18 protein-coding genes are annotated in these 16863 nt (G+C 63.8%); 12 read left to right on the forward strand and 6 right to left on the reverse strand.

Annotated features, from left to right (window positions below; all coding sequences use genetic code 11):
• Window positions 1-9: 9 nt before the first annotated feature.
• Both ABIB99_RS00135 and ABIB99_RS00140 read right to left on the reverse strand, forming a co-directional pair.
• A complete protein-coding gene (locus ABIB99_RS00135) occupies window positions 10-6303 on the reverse strand; it encodes a HAMP domain-containing protein (RefSeq protein WP_063984951.1) in 6294 nt (2097 codons plus the stop codon).
• 458 nt (window positions 6304-6761) lie between these two features.
• Window positions 6762-7274, reverse strand: a complete 513-nt coding sequence (locus ABIB99_RS00140) for a DUF4142 domain-containing protein (protein ID WP_354174226.1) — start codon at window positions 7272-7274, stop codon at window positions 6762-6764.
• A gap of 94 nt (window positions 7275-7368) precedes the next feature.
• Here ABIB99_RS00140 and ABIB99_RS00145 point away from each other — a divergent pair, with 94 nt between their 5' ends.
• The 3 genes from ABIB99_RS00145 (at window position 7369) to ABIB99_RS00155 (ending at window position 8100) form a co-directional block, all read left to right on the forward strand.
• Window positions 7369-7563 carry a hypothetical protein gene (locus ABIB99_RS00145; RefSeq protein WP_063984949.1) on the forward strand — a complete coding sequence of 65 codons (195 nt, stop codon included), beginning with the start codon at window positions 7369-7371 and terminating at the stop codon, window positions 7561-7563.
• Between the two features lie 117 nt (window positions 7564-7680).
• The gene (locus ABIB99_RS00150; protein WP_256376429.1) at window positions 7681-7812 is read left to right on the forward strand and encodes a hypothetical protein; all 132 of its coding nucleotides are present in this window, start codon (window positions 7681-7683) and stop codon (window positions 7810-7812) included.
• Window positions 7813-7893: 81 nt separating this feature from the next.
• Window positions 7894-8100, forward strand: a complete 207-nt coding sequence (locus ABIB99_RS00155; protein ID WP_354174229.1) for a hypothetical protein — start codon at window positions 7894-7896, stop codon at window positions 8098-8100.
• 136 nt (window positions 8101-8236) lie between these two features.
• On the opposite strand, the gene ABIB99_RS00160 is transcribed toward ABIB99_RS00155, so the two are convergent.
• Entirely contained in the window at window positions 8237-8497 is a 261-nt protein-coding gene (locus tag ABIB99_RS00160) for a hypothetical protein (protein ID WP_028148230.1), read from the reverse strand.
• A 177-nt stretch (window positions 8498-8674) separates the two neighbouring features.
• On the opposite strand from ABIB99_RS00160, the gene ABIB99_RS00165 reads away from it, so the two are divergent.
• The 3 genes from ABIB99_RS00165 to ABIB99_RS00175 all read left to right on the forward strand — a co-directional run bounded on the left by ABIB99_RS00165 (window position 8675) and on the right by ABIB99_RS00175 (window position 9491).
• Window positions 8675-8833 (forward strand): hypothetical protein, encoded by a 159-nt coding sequence (locus tag ABIB99_RS00165; RefSeq protein ID WP_354119914.1) that lies wholly within the window; start codon window positions 8675-8677, stop codon window positions 8831-8833.
• Window positions 8817-9008: a hypothetical protein gene (locus tag ABIB99_RS00170; protein WP_354174232.1), complete on the forward strand. Its 192-nt coding sequence runs from the start codon at window positions 8817-8819 to the stop codon at window positions 9006-9008. The genes ABIB99_RS00165 and ABIB99_RS00170 overlap by 17 nt, the downstream gene beginning before the upstream one ends.
• A gap of 108 nt (window positions 9009-9116) precedes the next feature.
• Entirely contained in the window at window positions 9117-9491 is a 375-nt protein-coding gene (locus tag ABIB99_RS00175) for a PRC-barrel domain-containing protein (protein ID WP_354174234.1), read from the forward strand.
• A gap of 96 nt (window positions 9492-9587) precedes the next feature.
• On the opposite strand, the gene ABIB99_RS00180 is transcribed toward ABIB99_RS00175, so the two are convergent.
• Complete coding sequence (locus tag ABIB99_RS00180) at window positions 9588-10052, reverse strand: winged helix-turn-helix transcriptional regulator (protein WP_014497248.1); 465 nt, start codon at window positions 10050-10052, stop codon at window positions 9588-9590.
• 165 nt (window positions 10053-10217) lie between these two features.
• Here ABIB99_RS00180 and ABIB99_RS00185 point away from each other — a divergent pair, with 165 nt between their 5' ends.
• The 5 genes from ABIB99_RS00185 to ABIB99_RS00205 all read left to right on the forward strand — a co-directional run bounded on the left by ABIB99_RS00185 (window position 10218) and on the right by ABIB99_RS00205 (window position 15370).
• Entirely contained in the window at window positions 10218-10955 is a 738-nt protein-coding gene (locus tag ABIB99_RS00185) for an SDR family oxidoreductase (protein ID WP_063986596.1), read from the forward strand.
• 62 nt (window positions 10956-11017) lie between these two features.
• Entirely contained in the window at window positions 11018-12019 is a 1002-nt protein-coding gene (locus ABIB99_RS00190) for an NAD(P)H-dependent flavin oxidoreductase (protein ID WP_354174237.1), read from the forward strand.
• Window positions 12020-12128: 109 nt separating this feature from the next.
• On the forward strand, window positions 12129-12548 hold the full coding sequence (locus tag ABIB99_RS00195; RefSeq protein ID WP_063984945.1) for a hypothetical protein: 420 nt from the start codon (window positions 12129-12131) through the stop codon (window positions 12546-12548).
• A 118-nt stretch (window positions 12549-12666) separates the two neighbouring features.
• Window positions 12667-14247 (forward strand): alkaline phosphatase D family protein, encoded by a 1581-nt coding sequence (locus ABIB99_RS00200; RefSeq protein WP_063984944.1) that lies wholly within the window; start codon window positions 12667-12669, stop codon window positions 14245-14247.
• Window positions 14248-14551: 304 nt separating this feature from the next.
• Window positions 14552-15370 carry an aldo/keto reductase gene (locus ABIB99_RS00205; RefSeq protein WP_063984943.1) on the forward strand — a complete coding sequence of 273 codons (819 nt, stop codon included), beginning with the start codon at window positions 14552-14554 and terminating at the stop codon, window positions 15368-15370.
• A gap of 231 nt (window positions 15371-15601) precedes the next feature.
• On the opposite strand, the gene ABIB99_RS00210 is transcribed toward ABIB99_RS00205, so the two are convergent.
• Both ABIB99_RS00210 and ABIB99_RS00215 read right to left on the reverse strand, forming a co-directional pair.
• Window positions 15602-15823 carry a hypothetical protein gene (locus tag ABIB99_RS00210; protein ID WP_063986595.1) on the reverse strand — a complete coding sequence of 74 codons (222 nt, stop codon included), beginning with the start codon at window positions 15821-15823 and terminating at the stop codon, window positions 15602-15604.
• 153 nt (window positions 15824-15976) lie between these two features.
• Window positions 15977-16429 carry a hypothetical protein gene (locus ABIB99_RS00215; protein ID WP_063984942.1) on the reverse strand — a complete coding sequence of 151 codons (453 nt, stop codon included), beginning with the start codon at window positions 16427-16429 and terminating at the stop codon, window positions 15977-15979.
• A gap of 156 nt (window positions 16430-16585) precedes the next feature.
• On the opposite strand from ABIB99_RS00215, the gene ABIB99_RS00220 reads away from it, so the two are divergent.
• Window positions 16586-16858, forward strand: a complete 273-nt coding sequence (locus ABIB99_RS00220; RefSeq protein WP_014497240.1) for a helix-turn-helix domain-containing protein — start codon at window positions 16586-16588, stop codon at window positions 16856-16858.
• Window positions 16859-16863: the final 5 nt, after the last annotated feature.

The following is a 16863-nucleotide window of genomic DNA, read 5'->3' on the forward strand; positions in this document are numbered from 1 at the left end:
GATCCAAACTCAGCGGTGCAGCCACATGCGGATTGCAAGCAGCAATTGATCGGTGTTGACGGGTTTGGCGAGGTAGTCGGACGCACCGGCTTCCAGGCATTTCTCACGGTCGCCCTTCATCGCCTTGGCTGTCAGCGCGATGATCGGAAGGCGGGCGAAGGCCGGATTTTCGCGAATGACGCCGATGGTCTGATAGCCATCCATCTGCGGCATCATGATGTCCATCAGCACGATGGCGATCTCCGGATTGGATTCGACCAGCGTCACCGCCTCGCGGCCGGTCGTGGCCGTCAGCACCTTCATGCCTCGCCGTTCCAAGACGCTCGACAGCGCGAAGATGTTGCGGGCGTCGTCGTCGACGAGCAGGGCGGTCTTGCCGATCAGGTCTTCGTCGGAACTGTTCAGCTTCTCCAGCATGCGCTGCTTCTCGACCGGCAGTTCCGTGATCACGCGATGCAGGAACAAGGCGGTCTCGTCGAGCAGGCGCTCCGGCGATTCCACGCCCTTGACCACGATGCTGCGCGCCATGGTGTGGAGTTCCGCATCCTCCTCCGCCGAGAGCTCGCGGCCGGTGAAGACCACCACCGGAACGTTCGACAGGCTCTCGTCGTTGCGGATCTGGTCCAGCACCTCGAAGCCGCTCATGTCGGGCAGCCGCAGGTCGAGCACCACGCAATCGCAGGGTGCCTCGCGCAGCGTCGAGAGCGCGCCGGCGCCGGTATCCGTCGTCACGATCTCGATGTCGTCGTGATGCAGCAGCTCGCGGATCGAGAGCTGCTCGGCCTCGTTGTCCTCGACGATCAGGAGCCGCTTGCGCCGCGGCCGCGCGTATTCCTTGATCTGCGTCAGCGCGGCCGAGACGCCCTCGGTCGTGGTCGGCTTGTTGACGAAGGAGAAGGCGCCGCGGGCCAGCGCATGCTGGCGGTCCTCGTCGAGCGTGATGATCTGCACGGGAATGTGGCGGGTTAGCGGATTGTGCTTGAGCTGGCTCAGCACCGTCCAGCCCAGCATGTCAGGCAGGAACACGTCGAGCGAAACGGCCCGCGGCTGGTACTGCTTCGCAAGCTCCAGGGCCTCCGCGCCGCGCGCGGCGACCAGAACCTTGAAGCCCTTGTCGCGGGCGAGATCGACCAGCACGCGGGCATAATGCGGATCGTCCTCGACGATGAGCAGGATGGTGTCACCGGGCTCGAGATTGAGCCGGTCGTCGGCGATCTGCTCGATGACGCGCTGCTGTTCGGGTGCAGCCGCTTGCAACGCCGGCGGCTGACTGTACTGCTGCGGCGCGGGCGCACGCGGCGCGAGCGTCGGGCCGGAATATTTCAGCGGCAGATAGAGCGTGAAGGACGAGCCCTTGCCGGGCGCGCTGCGCAGATGGATCTCGCCGCCGAGCAGGCTCGCGAGCTCGCGGCTGATCGCAAGTCCGAGACCGGTGCCGCCGTATTTGCGGCTGGTGCCGGCGTCCGCCTGCTGGAACGCCTCGAAGATCAGCTTCTGCTTCTCCAGGGGAATGCCGATGCCGGTGTCCGTCACCTCGAACGCGATCACCGCCGGCGCGGAGTTCAGCACTGGGTGATCCGTGCCCCAGCCGCCGACCGCGGCGACGACCTTCAGGCGCACCTCGCCTTCGGCGGTGAACTTGAAGGCGTTGGAAAGCAGGTTCTTGAGGACCTGCTGCAGGCGTTTGGAGTCGGTGACGATGCTGCGGGCCAGGTTCGGGTCGACGTCGATCTTGAACGACAGGTTGCGGTTTTCCGCCTCGTGCCGGAACGGCCGCCCGACGGTCTCGAGCAGGTTCGCAGTCAGAATCTCCTCGGCGTCGACCGTCACCGTGCCGGATTCGATCTTGGAGAGATCCAGGATGTCGCTGATGAGGTTGAGCAGGTCGGTGCCGGCGCCATGGATGGTGCGGGCGAACTCGACCTGCTTGGCCGAGAGGTTGCCATCCGGATTGTCGGTGAGCTGCTGTCCCAGGATCAGGATCGAGTTCAGCGGTGTGCGCAGCTCGTGGCTCATATTGGCGAGGAATTCGGACTTGTACTTCGAGGTCAGCGCGAGCTCGGTCGCCTTTTCCTCCAGTGCGCGGCGGGCCTGCTCGATTTCCTGGTTCTTGCGCTCGACCTCGACGTTGCGCTCGGCGAGCTGCTGCGCCTTCTGCTCGAGCTGGTCGTTGGTCTGCTGCAATTCGCGCTGCTGGGTCTGAAGCTCGCCGGCAAGCTGCTGCGACTGCTTGAGCAGGCCTTCGGTCTGCATCGTCGCCTCGATCGAGTTGAGCACGATGCCGATGGAGTCGGTAAGCTGCTCGAGGAACGTCATCTGCGAGGTCGTGAACGAGGTCAGCGAGGCGAGCTCGATCACCGCCTTGACCTGGCCTTCGAACAGCACCGGCAGCACGACGAGGTTCTTTGGCGCGACGCGGAACAGCGCCGAGTTGATTGGCACCACGTCGGGTGGAATGTCGGCGATGACGCGCGGCCGTCTGTCGAGGGCGCATTGGCCGATCAGGCCGTCGCCGAGCGGGAGCACGCGCTGATAGGGATAGACGCCGTCGCCGGCATAGGAAGCGAGCAGCAGGAGCCGCGGACTATCCTCGTTCTCGACCTGATAGATCACGCCGGTATGGGCGTTCACCAGGGGCGACAATTCGGTCAGCAGCAGCCGGCCGACGGTGGTGAGATCGCGCTGGCCCTGGAGCATGTTGGTGAATTTGGCGAGATTGGTCTTCAGCCAGTCCTGCTCGGTGTTCACGTCCGTGGTGAGACGGAGGTTCGTGATCATCGTGTTGATGTTGTCTTTCAGCTCGGCGACTTCGCCGCGGGCGTCGACCTGGATCGACCGCGTCAGGTCGCCCTTGGTCACGGCGGTCGCGACTTCCGCGATGGCGCGCACCTGCGACGTGAGGTTGGCTGCGAGCAGGTTGACGTTGCCGGTGAGATCCTTCCAGGTGCCGGCGGCGCCGGGCACGTCGGCCTGGCCGCCGAGCCGTCCCTCGACGCCGACCTCGCGCGCCACCGACGTCACCTGATCGGCGAAGGTCGCGAGCGTCTCGGTCATGTTGTTGATGGTGTCGGCGAGCGCCGCGACCTCGCCCTTGGATTTCACGGTGAGATTTTGTTTCAAATCACCGTTCGCAACCGCGGTCACCACCTTGACGATGCCGCGGACCTGCTCGGTCAGGTTCGCCGCCATGAAGTTGACGGTGTCGGTGAGGTCCTTCCAGGTGCCGGCCACACCGGGCACCTGGGCCTGGCCGCCGAGTTCGCCTTCGGTGCCGACTTCACGCGCGACGCGGGTGACTTCGCCGGCAAACGCGTTGAGCTGGTCCACCATGGTGTTGATGGTGTTCTTCAGCTCGAGGATCTCGCCTTTCACGTCCACGGTAATCTTGCGGGACAAGTCGCCGCGCGCGACCGCGGTCGTGACTTCGGCGATGTTGCGGACCTGCGTCGTGAGGTTCGCGGCCAGCAAATTGACGTTGTCGGTGAGATCCTTCCAGGTACCGCCGACGCCGGGCACGACGGCCTGACCGCCGAGCCGGCCCTCGGTGCCGACCTCGCGCGCGACGCGGGTCACTTCGGCGGCGAAGGAGCGGAGCTGCTCCACCATCGTGTTCAGGGTGTCCTTGAGCAGCAAGATCTCGCCGCGCACGTCCACCGTGATCTTCTTCGACAGGTCGCCGCCGGCGATCGCGGTCGCGACCTCGGCGATGTTGCGGACCTGGGCCGTCAGGTTGGAGGCCATGAAGTTGACGTTGTCGGTGAGGTCCTTCCAGGTGCCGGCAACGCCGGGCACTTCGGCCTGGCCGCCGAGCTTGCCCTCGGTACCGACCTCGCGCGCCACGCGCGTCACTTCGCCGGCAAAGCCGTTGAGCTGGTCCACCATGGTGTTGATGGTGTTCTTCAGCTCGAGGATTTCGCCCTTCACGTCCACGGTGATCTTGCGCGACAAGTCGCCGCGCGCCACGGCGGTGGTCACTTCGGCGATGTTGCGGACCTGGGCGGTGAGGTTGCCCGCCATCGAGTTCACGCTGTCGGTCAAATCCTTCCAGGTGCCGGCGACGCCGGGCACGTTGGCCTGGCCGCCGAGCCGGCCTTCGGTGCCGACCTCGCGCGCCACGCGCGTCACCTCGCCCGCGAAGCGGTTGAGCTGGTCGACCATCGTGTTCAGCGTGTCCTTGAGCTGAAGGATCTCGCCGCGGACGTCCACCGTGATCTTGCGTGACAGGTCACCGCCGGCGATGGCGGTTGCGACCTCGGCGATGTTCCGGACCTGGGCGGTGAGATTGCCCGCCATCGAGTTGACGTTGTCGGTCAAGTCCTTCCAGGTGCCAGCGACGCCCGTCACCTGGGCCTGGCCGCCGAGCTTGCCTTCGGTGCCGACCTCGCGCGCCACGCGCGTGACTTCGCCGGCGAAGGCGTTGAGCTGGTCCACCATGGTGTTGAGCGTTTCCTTCAGCTGAAGGATTTCGCCCGACACGTTCACGGTGATCTTCTTCGACAAGTCGCCCTTCGCAACGGCGGTCGCGACCTCGGCGATGTTACGGACCTGACCGGTCAGGTTCGAGGCCATCGAGTTGACCGAGTCCGTCAAGTCCTTCCAGGTACCGGCGACGCCGCGCACTTGGGCCTGGCCGCCGAGCTTGCCTTCGGTGCCGACCTCGCGCGCGACGCGGGTGACTTCGCCGGCGAAGGCGTTGAGCTGGTCCACCATCGTGTTGATGGTGTCTTTCAGCTCCAGGATTTCGCCGCGCACGTCCACGGTGATCTTCTTCGACAGATCGCCGCCCGCGACCGCCGTCGTCACCTCGGCGATGTTGCGGACCTGTGCGGTCAGGTTTGACGCCATCGAGTTGACGCTCTCGGTGAGGTCCTTCCAGGTGCCGGCGACGCCGAGCACGTTGGCTTGACCGCCGAGCCGCCCCTCGGTGCCGACCTCGCGCGCGACGCGCGTGACTTCGCCGGCAAACGCATTGAGCTGGTCCACCATGGTGTTGAGCGTTTCCTTCAGCTGAAGGATCTCGCCCGAGACGGTCACCGTGATCTTCTTCGACAAGTCGCCGCCGGCGATCGCGGTCGCGACGTCGGCGATGTTGCGGACCTGCGCGGTCAGGTTCGAGGCCATGAAGTTGACGTTGTCGGTGAGGTCCTTCCAGGTGCCGGCCACACCTGGCACCTGGGCCTGGCCGCCGAGCTTGCCTTCGGTGCCGACCTCGCGCGCCACGCGCGTCACTTCGGAGGCGAAGGAGTTGAGCTGGTCCACCATGGTGTTGATGGTGTCCTTCAGCTCCAGGATCTCGCCGCGCACGTCCACGGTGATCTTGCGCGACAGGTCGCCGCGCGCCACGGCAGTGGTGACGTTGGCGATGTTGCGGACTTGGGCGGTGAGGTTGCCGCACATCGCGTTGACGGAGTCGGTGAGGTCCTTCCAGGTGCCGGCGACGCCGGGCACGATCGCCTGGCCGCCGAGCTTGCCGTCGGTGCCGACCTCGCGCGCCACGCGCGTCACTTCGGAGGCGAAGGAGCGCAGCTGGTCCACCATCGTGTTGATGGCTTCCTTGAGCTGAAGGATCTCGCCGCGGACGTCGACGGTGATCTTCTTGGACAAGTCGCCGTTGGCGACCGCGATCGTGACCTCGGCGATGTTGCGAACCTGGTTGGTCAGGTTGTTCGCCATCGAGTTGACGCTCTCGGTCAGATCCTTCCAGACGCCGGTCACTTCCGGCACCTGGGCCTGGCCGCCGAGCTTGCCTTCGGTGCCGACCTCGCGCGCGACGCGCGTCACCTCGGAGGTGAACACGCCGAGCTGCTTGATCATGGTGTTGACGATGGTCGCCGACTGCAGGAATTCGCCGCGCAGCGGGCGGCCGTCGACGTCCAGCTTGACGGTCTGGAGCAGGTCGCCTTGCGCCACCGCCGCGACCGCGCGCGTCACCTCGCGCGTCGGCCACAGGAGGTCGTCGATCAGCGTGTTGACGGAGCCTTCCATGTCAGCCCAGGAGCCGCTGGCGAGGCCGAACTTCACACGCTGGCGGGTCTTGCCCTCGCGCCCTACGACCTGACCGACCAGCTCGAGCTGCTGCGCCATGCGCTGGTTGGCGGCGATGATTTCATTAAAAGTGTCGGCGATCTTGCCGTCGATGCCGAGATAGTCCCCGCTCATCCGCACCGAAAAATCGCCGCTGCGCATGGCCTGCAAGGCAAGCAGCAATTCCGGCCGCGAATCCGGGTCCGACATACCGTTGGTTTTTGGCTTTGGAACGCGACGACCGGAGCGTGATGCAGTTCCGGGATCGAGGTCGCTCATACTGATTCCCCCGCGGCGTCGGCCGAATCCAAGGCGTGACGCAGTTGTCAAAATAGAGCGTCAGCCAAATTCGAAATCAAGCGCCAACGTTGCGGCGCTTGGAATTGGAACCTGCCGTGCTCAGCCCGGCCAAATTAAAATTAACGGTGAGGAGTGACGATGGTTCCATCCCGTTCAGGAAAAAGCCGGCCGGCCGCTGCACCAGAGCTCAGAGCCGTCCTAGGAGAGAGGGCTGGCGCGCCCAGCGGGCGCGGGGCTGTGACTGGCGACCCCGCCGCAAGCTCCGCCACGCCACACGCTGATTCGCAGGCCACGGGGACTGCGACCAGATCGAACCCCAGCGGCAGCGACACCTCGACTTCGGGCGGCAGGGACGACAACGGCGATGCCGGCCCCGAGAGTGATCGTACGGTGCGGCCGTAGAGCGAACAGCATCATCCGGAAGACAAATAGGGCTGCTATTTGTCCGCCATGGTGCGCTCCGCATCTTTCACCTGCGTGCGCAGCATCGGCAATTGCGCGCGCGCGAAGGCGGCGAGCGCAGGATTGTCGGGCGCTTTCAGATAGCGCTCGAGCAGGCTGATGGCGGAGTCATATTCGGGGATTTGCGCGGCATAGAAGCTTCTGACGTAAGTCGGTCCATCCGCATTTTCCGGCTCGACGAGGCTTGCGCTCACTGACGTCGTCTTACCGGCGTGCGGCTCCGCACCGATCGCGTCCTGAATCTGCTTCAGGGTTTTGTCGCGCTTGCCCGCCTCCTCGGCGCGCAGGGCCGCGAGATTCTTCACCTCCGCATTGCCTTTCAGGTCGGTGCTTTCCAGCAGGCTCTGCTGGAAACGGCTGAAGCTGTAGAGGCCGGTGATGACATCGGTTGCTGTCGGCACACGGTCGCCGGCCGTTCGCTCACCCATATTGTCGGCGAACGCCGAGGTGCTGATGAAAGCCAGGATGATCGCGACGAGAATCCTCATGCATCTCCAATGACCGACCTCGTGCGAAGTTCCCTCGCGTTACGATCCGGTAAGGGCGATTGCGGAGCGAGAGTTCCGTTCCCACATCTTCTGTATGAAACAGTCTGACATTTTCAGGGATAACGCCGACAACTGCCTTCAGCTCGCCGAGCGCGCGGAAGGGCAGCCCACCCACAAGCGTTATTTGCGCATGGCGGATGCCTGGACGGCATTGGCGAACGAGCAGGACTGGCTGGACGGTGAAATCCCGCCCGTAAAGGTCCGCGTCCTCCGAACGCAGGATGCGTAAGCGCTCTCATCTTTGTGAATCTGCATGTGAGACTGCTCACGGAATGCAAGCAACCAATCCAGGATCATCCACGAACTGTCGATCGCGTTGATTTTGATTCCAGAAGGAGGTTTTGCGATGGCTCCACGTCTGGCTCTTCTTTCGCTCATTCTCGCCTTTGGCGTCTCGGTCGCGTTCGCGACAGTGACGACGGTGCGGCAGGTGCATCTGGAGAATGCATCGGCGGCAATCCACGCCACGCATAGTTAGCGCTGCGGGCCTCGCGCGCTGGAACATTCGTTGTGCCGGCGCGTAAGCGCTTCAGGACATCTGGAGAGGCGAGAGGACATCATGGCGCATTCCGACCACGGCATCGTCAAGGACAAGCGGGGGGAAGATCAACCGCGCGACAAACAGCGCGCGCAAACCGTGCACAAGACGGATTCGAAGGGCTCGCCGTCGCGCGAAGCGACGCGCGATCCCAAGCTCAACGACAACACCAAGACACCGGGCTCCGGCGTGATGCCGGACGATTCCGGCGACGCGCCGACCGGCTAGTTCTCGCGAGGAACGAATCCCTTCGCGACGAGTCGACGGATTGCTTCCGGCTGTCATGCCCCCGGTGCGCCGGAAGCAATCTCCAAGGACGGCCCTGGTACCCCACTGTGCCGGGGTCGTTTTGCTTGTGAGAGACTCAATCCTCGGTGTCGCCCTCGGGCTTCGCGGGCGCGTGTCCTTCGGGACCGCGACCAAAGACACCAAACTCGCTTGATTTGATGCCTGCCGACGGGTCGATGCTCGTCTCGATGCCCGCGGCTGCGAGCCCGAATTTGAGGAGCTCTCGGACCGCCGCAGCGCGTGTCGGCATGCGGTGCTTGAATCGAAAATCATCGACGGCGGCCAGCTCTTCCGGCGAGAGCATGACCTGGAGGCGCTCGGCGCGAAGGTCATTCATGGTCGATCACGCAAAGTGAGTAAGTTGAGTAGTTTGCTCAACGAACGAGTTTGGTGCGAGTTCCACAAGAGTCGGAAAAATCGCCAGATGAGTAGAAATAATCAGTAAAATCAATAAGTTATTATTGAAACAACTCTGGCGGTGGCGCATTCTTTCGGAAGAGAGGGAGAACAGGCCATGACGGAGGAAGTCAGGTTACCCCGCAAGCTTTCTGAAGAGCCCGAGCCGCCCAAACCGGTGCGTCCGAGTCACCAGAAGGTCATCGAGCAAGTCGAGCGCTGGGCCAACAGCTCGGGGCTGCAACCACCGAGGACGGAAGATGCGAAGACGATCTGAGCCCCACACGTTCGAACAACGTCTCAAGGCAGAGCAGCTGCGGCTCGAGCACGAACTGTCGGGCTTGCCGGATGGACAGCGGCGCGATTCTGTTGTGGCGCGCATCGATCAGCTTCAGACCGCTGCCGCGATGCATGATTTCCTGATGCTACCGGAGGCCGCGGCCGCTCGCTGATCGCCCCTGGCGACCGTGCTCCGTGTCTGATGCGACCACCAGAACATGCGCCGGAACGTTCGCTCGCAGACCCGGTTGGTTCACACGTTGGCTGAGTGGAGAATTGGGATGCTGATGCAAGACGAGTTGGACCGCAGCGAGATGGACAGGTTGATCGGCAGCGACAAGGTCGAGGGAACATCGGTCTATGGCGCCGATCGCAGCAAGATCGGTTCGATCGAACGCGTGATGATCGACAAGGTCAGCGGCAAGGTCTCCTACGTCGTGCTCGGCTTCGGCGGTTTCCTGGGCCTCGGCAACGACCACTATCCGCTGCCCTGGCAGTCGCTGAAATACGATACGGAGCTCGGCGGCTATGTCACCGGGATCACCGCCAAGACGCTCGAAGGCGCGCCGAAATACGGCGAGCGCAGCGACTGGAACTGGGGTGATGATGCGGCAGTCCGAGGCATCAACTCGTATTACGGCGTTCCCTTCGCGTAAGCTCCCATGGAAAGCGAGCTCCGATGAGCAAGGAACGGCCCACCGACTGGATGCCCCGGTCAAGCCGGGGCACGACACCGTTTGCTTGGCGCCACTTTACCCCACCGCCTCCTTCCGTCCCGGTCCCGCATGCACATGCACCTGTTTCGCATGCAGCGGCTCACCGCATTCCGAGCAGACCATCACAGGGTCGAACTCCTTGCCGCAAGTCTTGTGCTGGTGCAGCAGCGGGCGGCCGCGCTCGTCACCCATGTGGGTGTCGCCCCAATGCACCATCGCCATGATGATCGGGTAGAGGTCGAGGCCCTTCTGCGTCAGGATGTATTCGTAGCGCTTGGGCGCCTCGGAATAGGGGACGCGGCGCAGGATGCCGAACCGCACCAGCTTCTTCAGACGCTCCGAGAGGAGGTGCCGCGTGATCTGGAGCGAGGACTGAAACGCCTCGAACCGGCGCACGCGTAAAAAACATTCGCGCAGGATCAGCAGCGTCCAGCGGTCGCCGACCACGGCGACGGTCCGGGAGAGCGAGCAGGGCTCTTCATCCAGCGTGTCCCACTTCATGTAGCGATCTCCGGCAAAGGGTAGTAAGTCAGAAAAAGGAACTGACTTGAATGATCAGCGCTATTTCTAATAAAGAATATCATTCACCCCTGTAGTTTGACAGTTCTATTTTAGAACTATAGCCTCCGGCCCAATCACATACCGTTCTCACCGGAGGAGGTGACCTTGCCCAAGCGAAACGCGACAGCCGCCGTGATCGGGGCCGGCGATTTCATCGGCTCCGAGATCGCCAAGAAATTTTCCGCGGAAGGTTTCACGGTCTTTGCCGGGCGCCGCAACGGCGACAAGCTGGCGCCGCTGGTGAAGGACATCGAGGCCGCCGGCGGCGAGATTCACGCGCGCTCGCTCGATGCACGCAAAGAGGAGGAGGTCATCTCCTTCCTCAATGACGCCGACCAGCATGCGCCGCTCGAAGTCTGCATCTTCAACGTCGGTGCCAACGTCAATTTCCCGATCCTCGACACCACCGAGCGCGTGTTCCGGAAGGTGTGGGAGATGGCCTGCTATTCCGGCTTCCTGGCCGGCAGGGAAGCGGCGCGGCTGATGCTGCCGCGCGGTGGCGGCAACATCTTCTTCACCGGCGCGACGGCGAGCCTGCGCGGCGGCAGCGGCTTTGCTGCCTTTGCCAGCGCAAAATTCGGACTGCGCGCGGTGGCGCAGGCGATGGCGCGCGAGCTCGGGCCGAACAACATCCACGTCGCCCATCTCATCATCGATTCCGGCGTCGACACCGAGTGGGTGCGGCAGCGCCGGCTCGAAGCGCTCGGGGCGAATGCGCTTGATAATCCCGATCTTCTGATGCCGCCGTCATCTGTCGCGGATGCCTATTGGCAGCTCTATCAGCAGCCGAAGAGCGCCTGGACCTTCGAGATGGAGATCCGTCCCTTCGGAGAGAAATGGTGACCGCGGAGCAAGACTGCGGCTAGACTGATCTCAATACAAACTGAAATCCGGGAGGCCCCTACGTGAAGACCGCGATCACCGAACTGTTCGGCATCGAGCACCCGATCATCCAGGGTGGCATGCATTTCGTCGGCTTTGCCGAACTCGCCGCTGCCTTCTCCAATGCCGGCGGGCTCGGCATCATCACGGGCCTCACGCAGAAGACGCCGGAATTGCTCGCGAAGGAAATCGCGCGCTGTCGCGACATGACGGACAAGCCGTTCGGCGTGAACCTCACCTTCCTGCCGACCTTCTCGGCGCCGCCTTATCCGGAATACATCGCGGCCATCGTCGAAGGCGGCATCAAGGCGGTGGAGACGGCGGGGCGCAGCCCGGAGCAATACATGCCTGCGCTGAAGGCCGCCGGCATCAAGGTGATCCACAAATGCACGTCCGTGCGCCACTCCCTGAAGGCCGAGCGCATCGGCTGCGACGCCGTCAGCGTCGACGGCTTTGAGTGCGGCGGCCATCCCGGCGAGGACGACATTCCCAACATGATCCTGCTGCCGCGCGCGGCGGAGGAACTGAAGATTCCGTTCGTGGCCTCCGGCGGCATGGCTGACGGGCGCAGCCTCGTCGCGGCGCTGTCGCTGGGCGCGGCCGGCATGAACATGGGCACGCGCTTCATCGCCACCAAGGAAGCACCGGTGCATCAGAACGTGAAGAACGCGCTTGTTGCGGCAACCGAGCTCGACACCCGGCTGATCATGCGCGCTCTGCGCAACACCGAGCGCGTGCTGAAGAACGCCAACGTCGATCGTCTGCTCGAGATCGAGCGCGAGAAGGGCGCCAAGCTGAGCATCGACGACATCCACGACCAGGTCGCGGGCGTCTATCCGAAGATCATGCTGGACGGCCAGATGGACGCGGGTGCCTGGAGCTGCGGCATGGTCGCAGGGCTGATCCACGACATCCCCTCCTGCAAGGAGCTCGTCGATCGCATCATGGATGAGGCGGAAGAGATCATCCGCAGCCGCCTGATGGGGTTCCTGGACGGGACGGGTGCGGCGCGAAAGCTCGCCTGACTCCGCCAAACTTCTTAACCACGGCGGCACTTGGCCGCTGGAATTGCGCGTGACGCCTCCTAAATAGGAGTAAATTACCCCTTGAAATAAGCAATTTCAGGAGGCGTCCGTGGTCCTGAAGAGCGTTCCATTTGCAGTTGCCGTTGCCCTCGTGCTCGCATGGGGCGGCATTGCGCGCGCTGACGACTACAAGCCCGACGAATATCTCGGTCTCGATCTCTCCAAGGCGGTGCTGTCGCCAAAGCGGCTCGGGCCCGAGACGCAGTTCGCCCCGGTTGCGTTGGAGGCGAAGGGAGGCAACGAGGCGCAGGCGCGCGGCGAACCCATCGACGTGCCGAAGAAAGTTGCCGCCGAACGCGTGCACGTGGCCCAGCCGAAGGTTGTTCATGCCAGGGGCGCCCAGCCACGCGGCGCAGCGCGCACCAAGCTTGCACATCGTCGCGGCAATCCGCTGGACGCGCAGGCGATGGACACCCGCATCCAGACCTGGCCGTGCCGCACCGGCGGCATTTGCAACTGGAAGCACTAGCCGGATCTCTCGCGTCATCCGGGCGTCGCAAAACCGTAGGCGCGGAGTCAAGAAACCGTCAGGATAGGAGTCAAGGAGCGCAGGCACCTTCCGTCGCGATTCGACGAAGGTTTCCTGAATGGCAACGCTCCGCGCCTCGCGCGCATGGACCCGGCGGCAGTTCCTGGTCCGCTCGACTTCAAGCCTCGCCGTTGCCGCGCTCGGCACAGTCGCAAAGCCATCCATCAGCCGCGCCGCCGATCGCCCGCAGATCGCGGGCGGCATTCAGTCCGGCGACGTCTCGGATGGCTCCGCCGTGATCTGGGCGCGCGCCGACCGGCCCGCGCGGATGCAGGTGGAATGCGCGACCGTCGAGAGTTTCAAGACGATCATAGCGTCAGCTTCGCGCGACGCGCTGCCCGATGCCGACTTCACCGCAAAACTGCTGCTGAACGATCTGCCGTCCGGGCAGGATATCTTCTATCGCGTGCGTTTCGACGACATCGCGACCGGCATTGCCGGCGAAAGCCGCGTCGGCCATTTCCGCACCGCGCCGGCTGCAGGGCAATCTATCTCGTTCGTGTGGTCGGGCGACGTCGCGGGGCAGGGCTGGGGCATCGACATCTCGCGCGGCGGCTATCGCAGCTATCGCACCATGCTCGAGAATCGCCCGGACTTCTTCATCCACTCCGGCGATCATATCTACGCCGACTGCACGATTCCCTCCGAGCAGAAGCTGCCGAACGGCGAGACCTGGCGCAATCTGGTGACCGAGGAGAAAGCCGAGGCCGCGCACACGCTGGCGCAATTCCGCGGCAACTACAAATACAACCATCTCGACGAGCATTTTCGCGCCTTCCACGCGCAGGTGCCGATGTTCGCACAGTGGGACGATCACGAGGTCACCAACGACTGGTCGCCGACCGGCAGCTACGACAACGCCGGCTATGAGGACGACGGCACGCCGCGCCTGGTCGCGCGTGCCCGCCGTGCCTTCTTCGATTTCATGCCGATCCGCGACATCGGCACGCGACAGGGGCGCGTCTATCGCAAGATCGCTTATGGTCCGCTGCTCGACGTCTTCATGATCGACATGCGCAGCTATCGTGACGACAGCTGGAACAAGGGCGAGGACCATCGCGGCTGGATTCTCGGTGCCGAGCAGCTCGCATGGCTGAAGCGGGAGCTCGCCGCTTCGCGCGCGACCTGGAAGGTGATCGCGGCCGACCTGCCGATTGGCCTCGTCAGTCTCGATGCCGTCGCGCTCGGCAACGGAGCGCCCGATCGGCGTGAGCATGAGGTCGCCGATCTGCTGGCCTCGATCAAGCACGCGGGCGTGCGCAACATCGTCTGGCTCACCGCCGACATGCACTACACCGCCGCGCATTACTACGATCCGAACAAGGCGCAATTCCAGGATTTTGAGCCGTTCTGGGAGTTCGTCTCCGGACCCCTGCATGCCGGCACCTGGGGTCCGGGCGAGCTCGACAATACGTTTGGCCCGGTCGCGATGTACCAGAACGGCTGCAGCGAGGCGCAGGGGGAGAACCTTGCGCCGTGCTTCGGCCTGCAGTTCTTCGGCAGGGTCGATATCGACGGTGCGAGCGGCGTGATGACCGTGACCTTGAAAGACGTCGACAACCGCGACCTCTGGTCGGTCGACATCGTGCCGCAGCCGCAGCCGCAGGCGCGCCCGGCCGTGGTCGCGCAGCATTCGTGAGTGGGCAACTCTCTCCGTCGTCATGGCCGGGCTTGACCCGGCCATCCACGCCTTGCTGCTCGGCCCTGAGAACGTGGATGCCCGGGCATAGGCGAGCGGAAGCGACGCCGTCCTTCGGACGGCTATGCCCGGGCATGACGGTGGGGACGGATCGCGCATCCCAGCACTAACCCGATCTTGATTGGCCGCCTCGCGTCTCCTGCGCTATAGTCTCTATCCCCGCCACCTCTTTTCAATCACCGAAGAGTCTGCCCTTGCGGCCCCACCGCGTGTTCGGCGGCTGAAATACGTCAGGAGTTAGCTCATGGATCATCTGAAGACACAGGGCATCAGCATGCCCAAGCTCGGCCTTGGCACTTTCCGCATGCAGGGCGATGCCTGCCGCGCGGCGGTCGAGAGCGCACTGTCGATCGGCTATCGCCACATCGACACCGCCGAGATGTACGCCAACGAAGAATCGATCGGTGCCGCGCTCGCCGCGGCCCGGCTGCCGCGCGGCGAGCTGCATGTCACGACCAAGGTCTGGCACGAGAATCTCAGCCCCGATGCGATCCGCCGCGCCTTCGACGCCAGCCTGACCAAGCTCCGGCTCGACCATGTTGATCTCTACCTCGTGCACTGGCCGTCGAAATCCGCGAACTGGGGCGCGGTGTTCGAGACCCTGATGAAGCTGAAGGAGGAGGGGCGTACGCGGGCGATCGGCGTTGCCAATTTCACCACGGCGCTGCTCAAGATCGCGGTCGAGGACATCAAGGCGCCGATCGCCTGCAACCAGATCGAATATCACGCCATGCTCGATCAATCGAGGGTGCTGGCCTATCTCAACGCCAAATCGATCCCGCTGGTCGCCTATTGCCCGCTCGCGCAAGGACGCATCGCGTCAGATCCGGCGTTGGCCGAGATCGGCGCCAGGCACAACGCGACCGCCGCGCAGGTCGCGCTGAAATGGCTGCTCGACCAGGGCGGTGTCGCTGCGATCCCGAAGGCCTCGCGCCGGGAGAGCCAGCAAGCCAACCTCGATGCGCTGAAGATCACGCTCGACGATGCCGACCGCAAGAAGATCGCGGCGTTGCCCAAGGACAGGCGTTGCGTCAATCCAGGCTTTGCGCCGGTGTGGGATTAAAACTCGACGCTGAACGCGCCGCCCTTACCCTCTCCCCTTGCGGGAGAGGGTGGCTCGCTGCGTAGCGGCGAGACGGGTGAGGGGTCTCCATCCGCGAGTCCAATTCTCATTGAATGCGCTGAAGCAACCCCTCGTCCGGCGCTTCGCGCCACCTTCTCCCACAAGGGGAGAAGGAAGAAAGAGCGCAAAGAAATGGCCCCGCGAGGGGCCATTTCCATCATGCGTTACGCATTAATCCCAGTGGTGATGGTGACCGCGCTTGACCACGACGACCCGGTCGTGATGGTGCCAGCCGCGATGCCAGCCGTGGTCGCGATGCTCGCGCATTTCGGCGCGGGCGCCGTAGCCATGATGGTAGCCGTTCTTGATCACCACCGTTTCGGCATTCGCCATCGTCGGTGCAACGATCGCGAGCGCGCCGAGAGCCGCAACCACATAACCAAGCTTCTTCATGATGTCCTCCTCCAATGCAATGCACATGAGAACGGCGCATGTGTGCGAACGTTCCGGAGGAACTGGAAGAGAATTCTGAATGGATGTTCAGACAGACCATGATCCGGAAAAGTGTGAAGCGGTTTTCCAAACGATCATGCTCAAACGTGATGCTCAATCGCAGCGTTGCTGCGCTGGTGTCGGCGCGCCTGTCGCGACGTATTTGCCGTCCCTGATCGTGTACACACCGCGCTCGCTGCGATTGTAGATCGCGCGCAAGCTGCCATCCTTCGCCAGCAGCAGCCCGAACTCACGCGTCTGGTGCAGCGAGGGGAAGTACACCATCACATTGAGCAGGCCCTCGGCTTCGACCGTGGCGGACACAACTTCGTTCTCGTCCCTGGCCTCGCCGAAATCGCGCCGGTACATCACCCGGCCGTCCTTCCTGATCTCGTAAGTCAACAGCGAGCCCTTGTCGCGGTCCGGCCGCGCCGCGCAATCGACCGCCCATGAACCGAGCAGGCCCCATTGCTCGACCGTCGCCGCAAGCGTCTCGGCGCCCGCCGCTGGCGTGAACGCAATCCACAGCATCGCCGCCGCGATCCAGCAGCCTAGACAACGCTTCATGTCCTGAAAAACCCCGCCTCGAACAAGTCCAAGTGTAGCATCCCGCGCGCGATCGTCCATGCGAGCTGGCAATCGCGCGCGAATTTGATCCGCGTCAATGAGGCCGGTCGTATCAAGGGTAGGATGGCGCTCCCGAAGGCGAAGTTGGTGAGAGCGATGCTGAATCAAGTCGTGGATTTCGCGGGCGAGGTACTGCCGGGGAGCTGTGCCGTGCCGCCTTATTCCGAGACCGCGTTCCTGGCCGAGCTGGGCGAGCGCTTGAGGTCCTCGCGTGCGCGGTGCGAGCTGTCGCGCCGGGAGCTGGCACGCCGCTCCGGGATTTCCGAGCGCTACATCGCCCAGATCGAGGCCGGCAAGGGCAACGTCTCGATCGTGCTGCTGCTGCGGCTGGCCTCCGCGATCCACGGCAGCCAGCCTCAGGTGGCCTAGAGCGA

It is taken from the genome of Bradyrhizobium sp. LA6.1 (assembly GCF_040547805.1).
GTDB lineage: Bacteria > Pseudomonadota > Alphaproteobacteria > Rhizobiales > Xanthobacteraceae > Bradyrhizobium > Bradyrhizobium barranii.

Bases quoted from the DNA above. Each gene is read 5' to 3' on its own strand.
- ABIB99_RS00135 (WP_063984951.1), bottom strand. From the start codon at position 6,303: ATGAGCGACCTCGATCCCGGAACTGCATCACGCTCCGGTCGTCGCGTT.
- ABIB99_RS00140 (WP_354174226.1), bottom strand. From the start codon at position 7,274: ATGAGGATTCTCGTCGCGATCATCCTGGCTTTCATCAGCACCTCGGCG.
- ABIB99_RS00145 (WP_063984949.1), top strand. From the start codon at position 7,369: ATGAAACAGTCTGACATTTTCAGGGATAACGCCGACAACTGCCTTCAG.
- ABIB99_RS00150 (WP_256376429.1), top strand. From the start codon at position 7,681: ATGGCTCCACGTCTGGCTCTTCTTTCGCTCATTCTCGCCTTTGGCGTC.
- ABIB99_RS00155 (WP_354174229.1), top strand. From the start codon at position 7,894: ATGGCGCATTCCGACCACGGCATCGTCAAGGACAAGCGGGGGGAAGAT.
- ABIB99_RS00160 (WP_028148230.1), bottom strand. From the start codon at position 8,497: ATGAATGACCTTCGCGCCGAGCGCCTCCAGGTCATGCTCTCGCCGGAA.
- ABIB99_RS00165 (WP_354119914.1), top strand. From the start codon at position 8,675: ATGACGGAGGAAGTCAGGTTACCCCGCAAGCTTTCTGAAGAGCCCGAG.
- ABIB99_RS00170 (WP_354174232.1), top strand. From the start codon at position 8,817: ATGCGAAGACGATCTGAGCCCCACACGTTCGAACAACGTCTCAAGGCA.
- ABIB99_RS00175 (WP_354174234.1), top strand. From the start codon at position 9,117: ATGCTGATGCAAGACGAGTTGGACCGCAGCGAGATGGACAGGTTGATC.
- ABIB99_RS00180 (WP_014497248.1), bottom strand. From the start codon at position 10,052: ATGAAGTGGGACACGCTGGATGAAGAGCCCTGCTCGCTCTCCCGGACC.
- ABIB99_RS00200 (WP_063984944.1), top strand. From the start codon at position 12,667: ATGGCAACGCTCCGCGCCTCGCGCGCATGGACCCGGCGGCAGTTCCTG.
- ABIB99_RS00205 (WP_063984943.1), top strand. From the start codon at position 14,552: ATGGATCATCTGAAGACACAGGGCATCAGCATGCCCAAGCTCGGCCTT.
- ABIB99_RS00210 (WP_063986595.1), bottom strand. From the start codon at position 15,823: ATGAAGAAGCTTGGTTATGTGGTTGCGGCTCTCGGCGCGCTCGCGATC.
- ABIB99_RS00215 (WP_063984942.1), bottom strand. From the start codon at position 16,429: ATGAAGCGTTGTCTAGGCTGCTGGATCGCGGCGGCGATGCTGTGGATT.
- ABIB99_RS00220 (WP_014497240.1), top strand. From the start codon at position 16,586: ATGCTGAATCAAGTCGTGGATTTCGCGGGCGAGGTACTGCCGGGGAGC.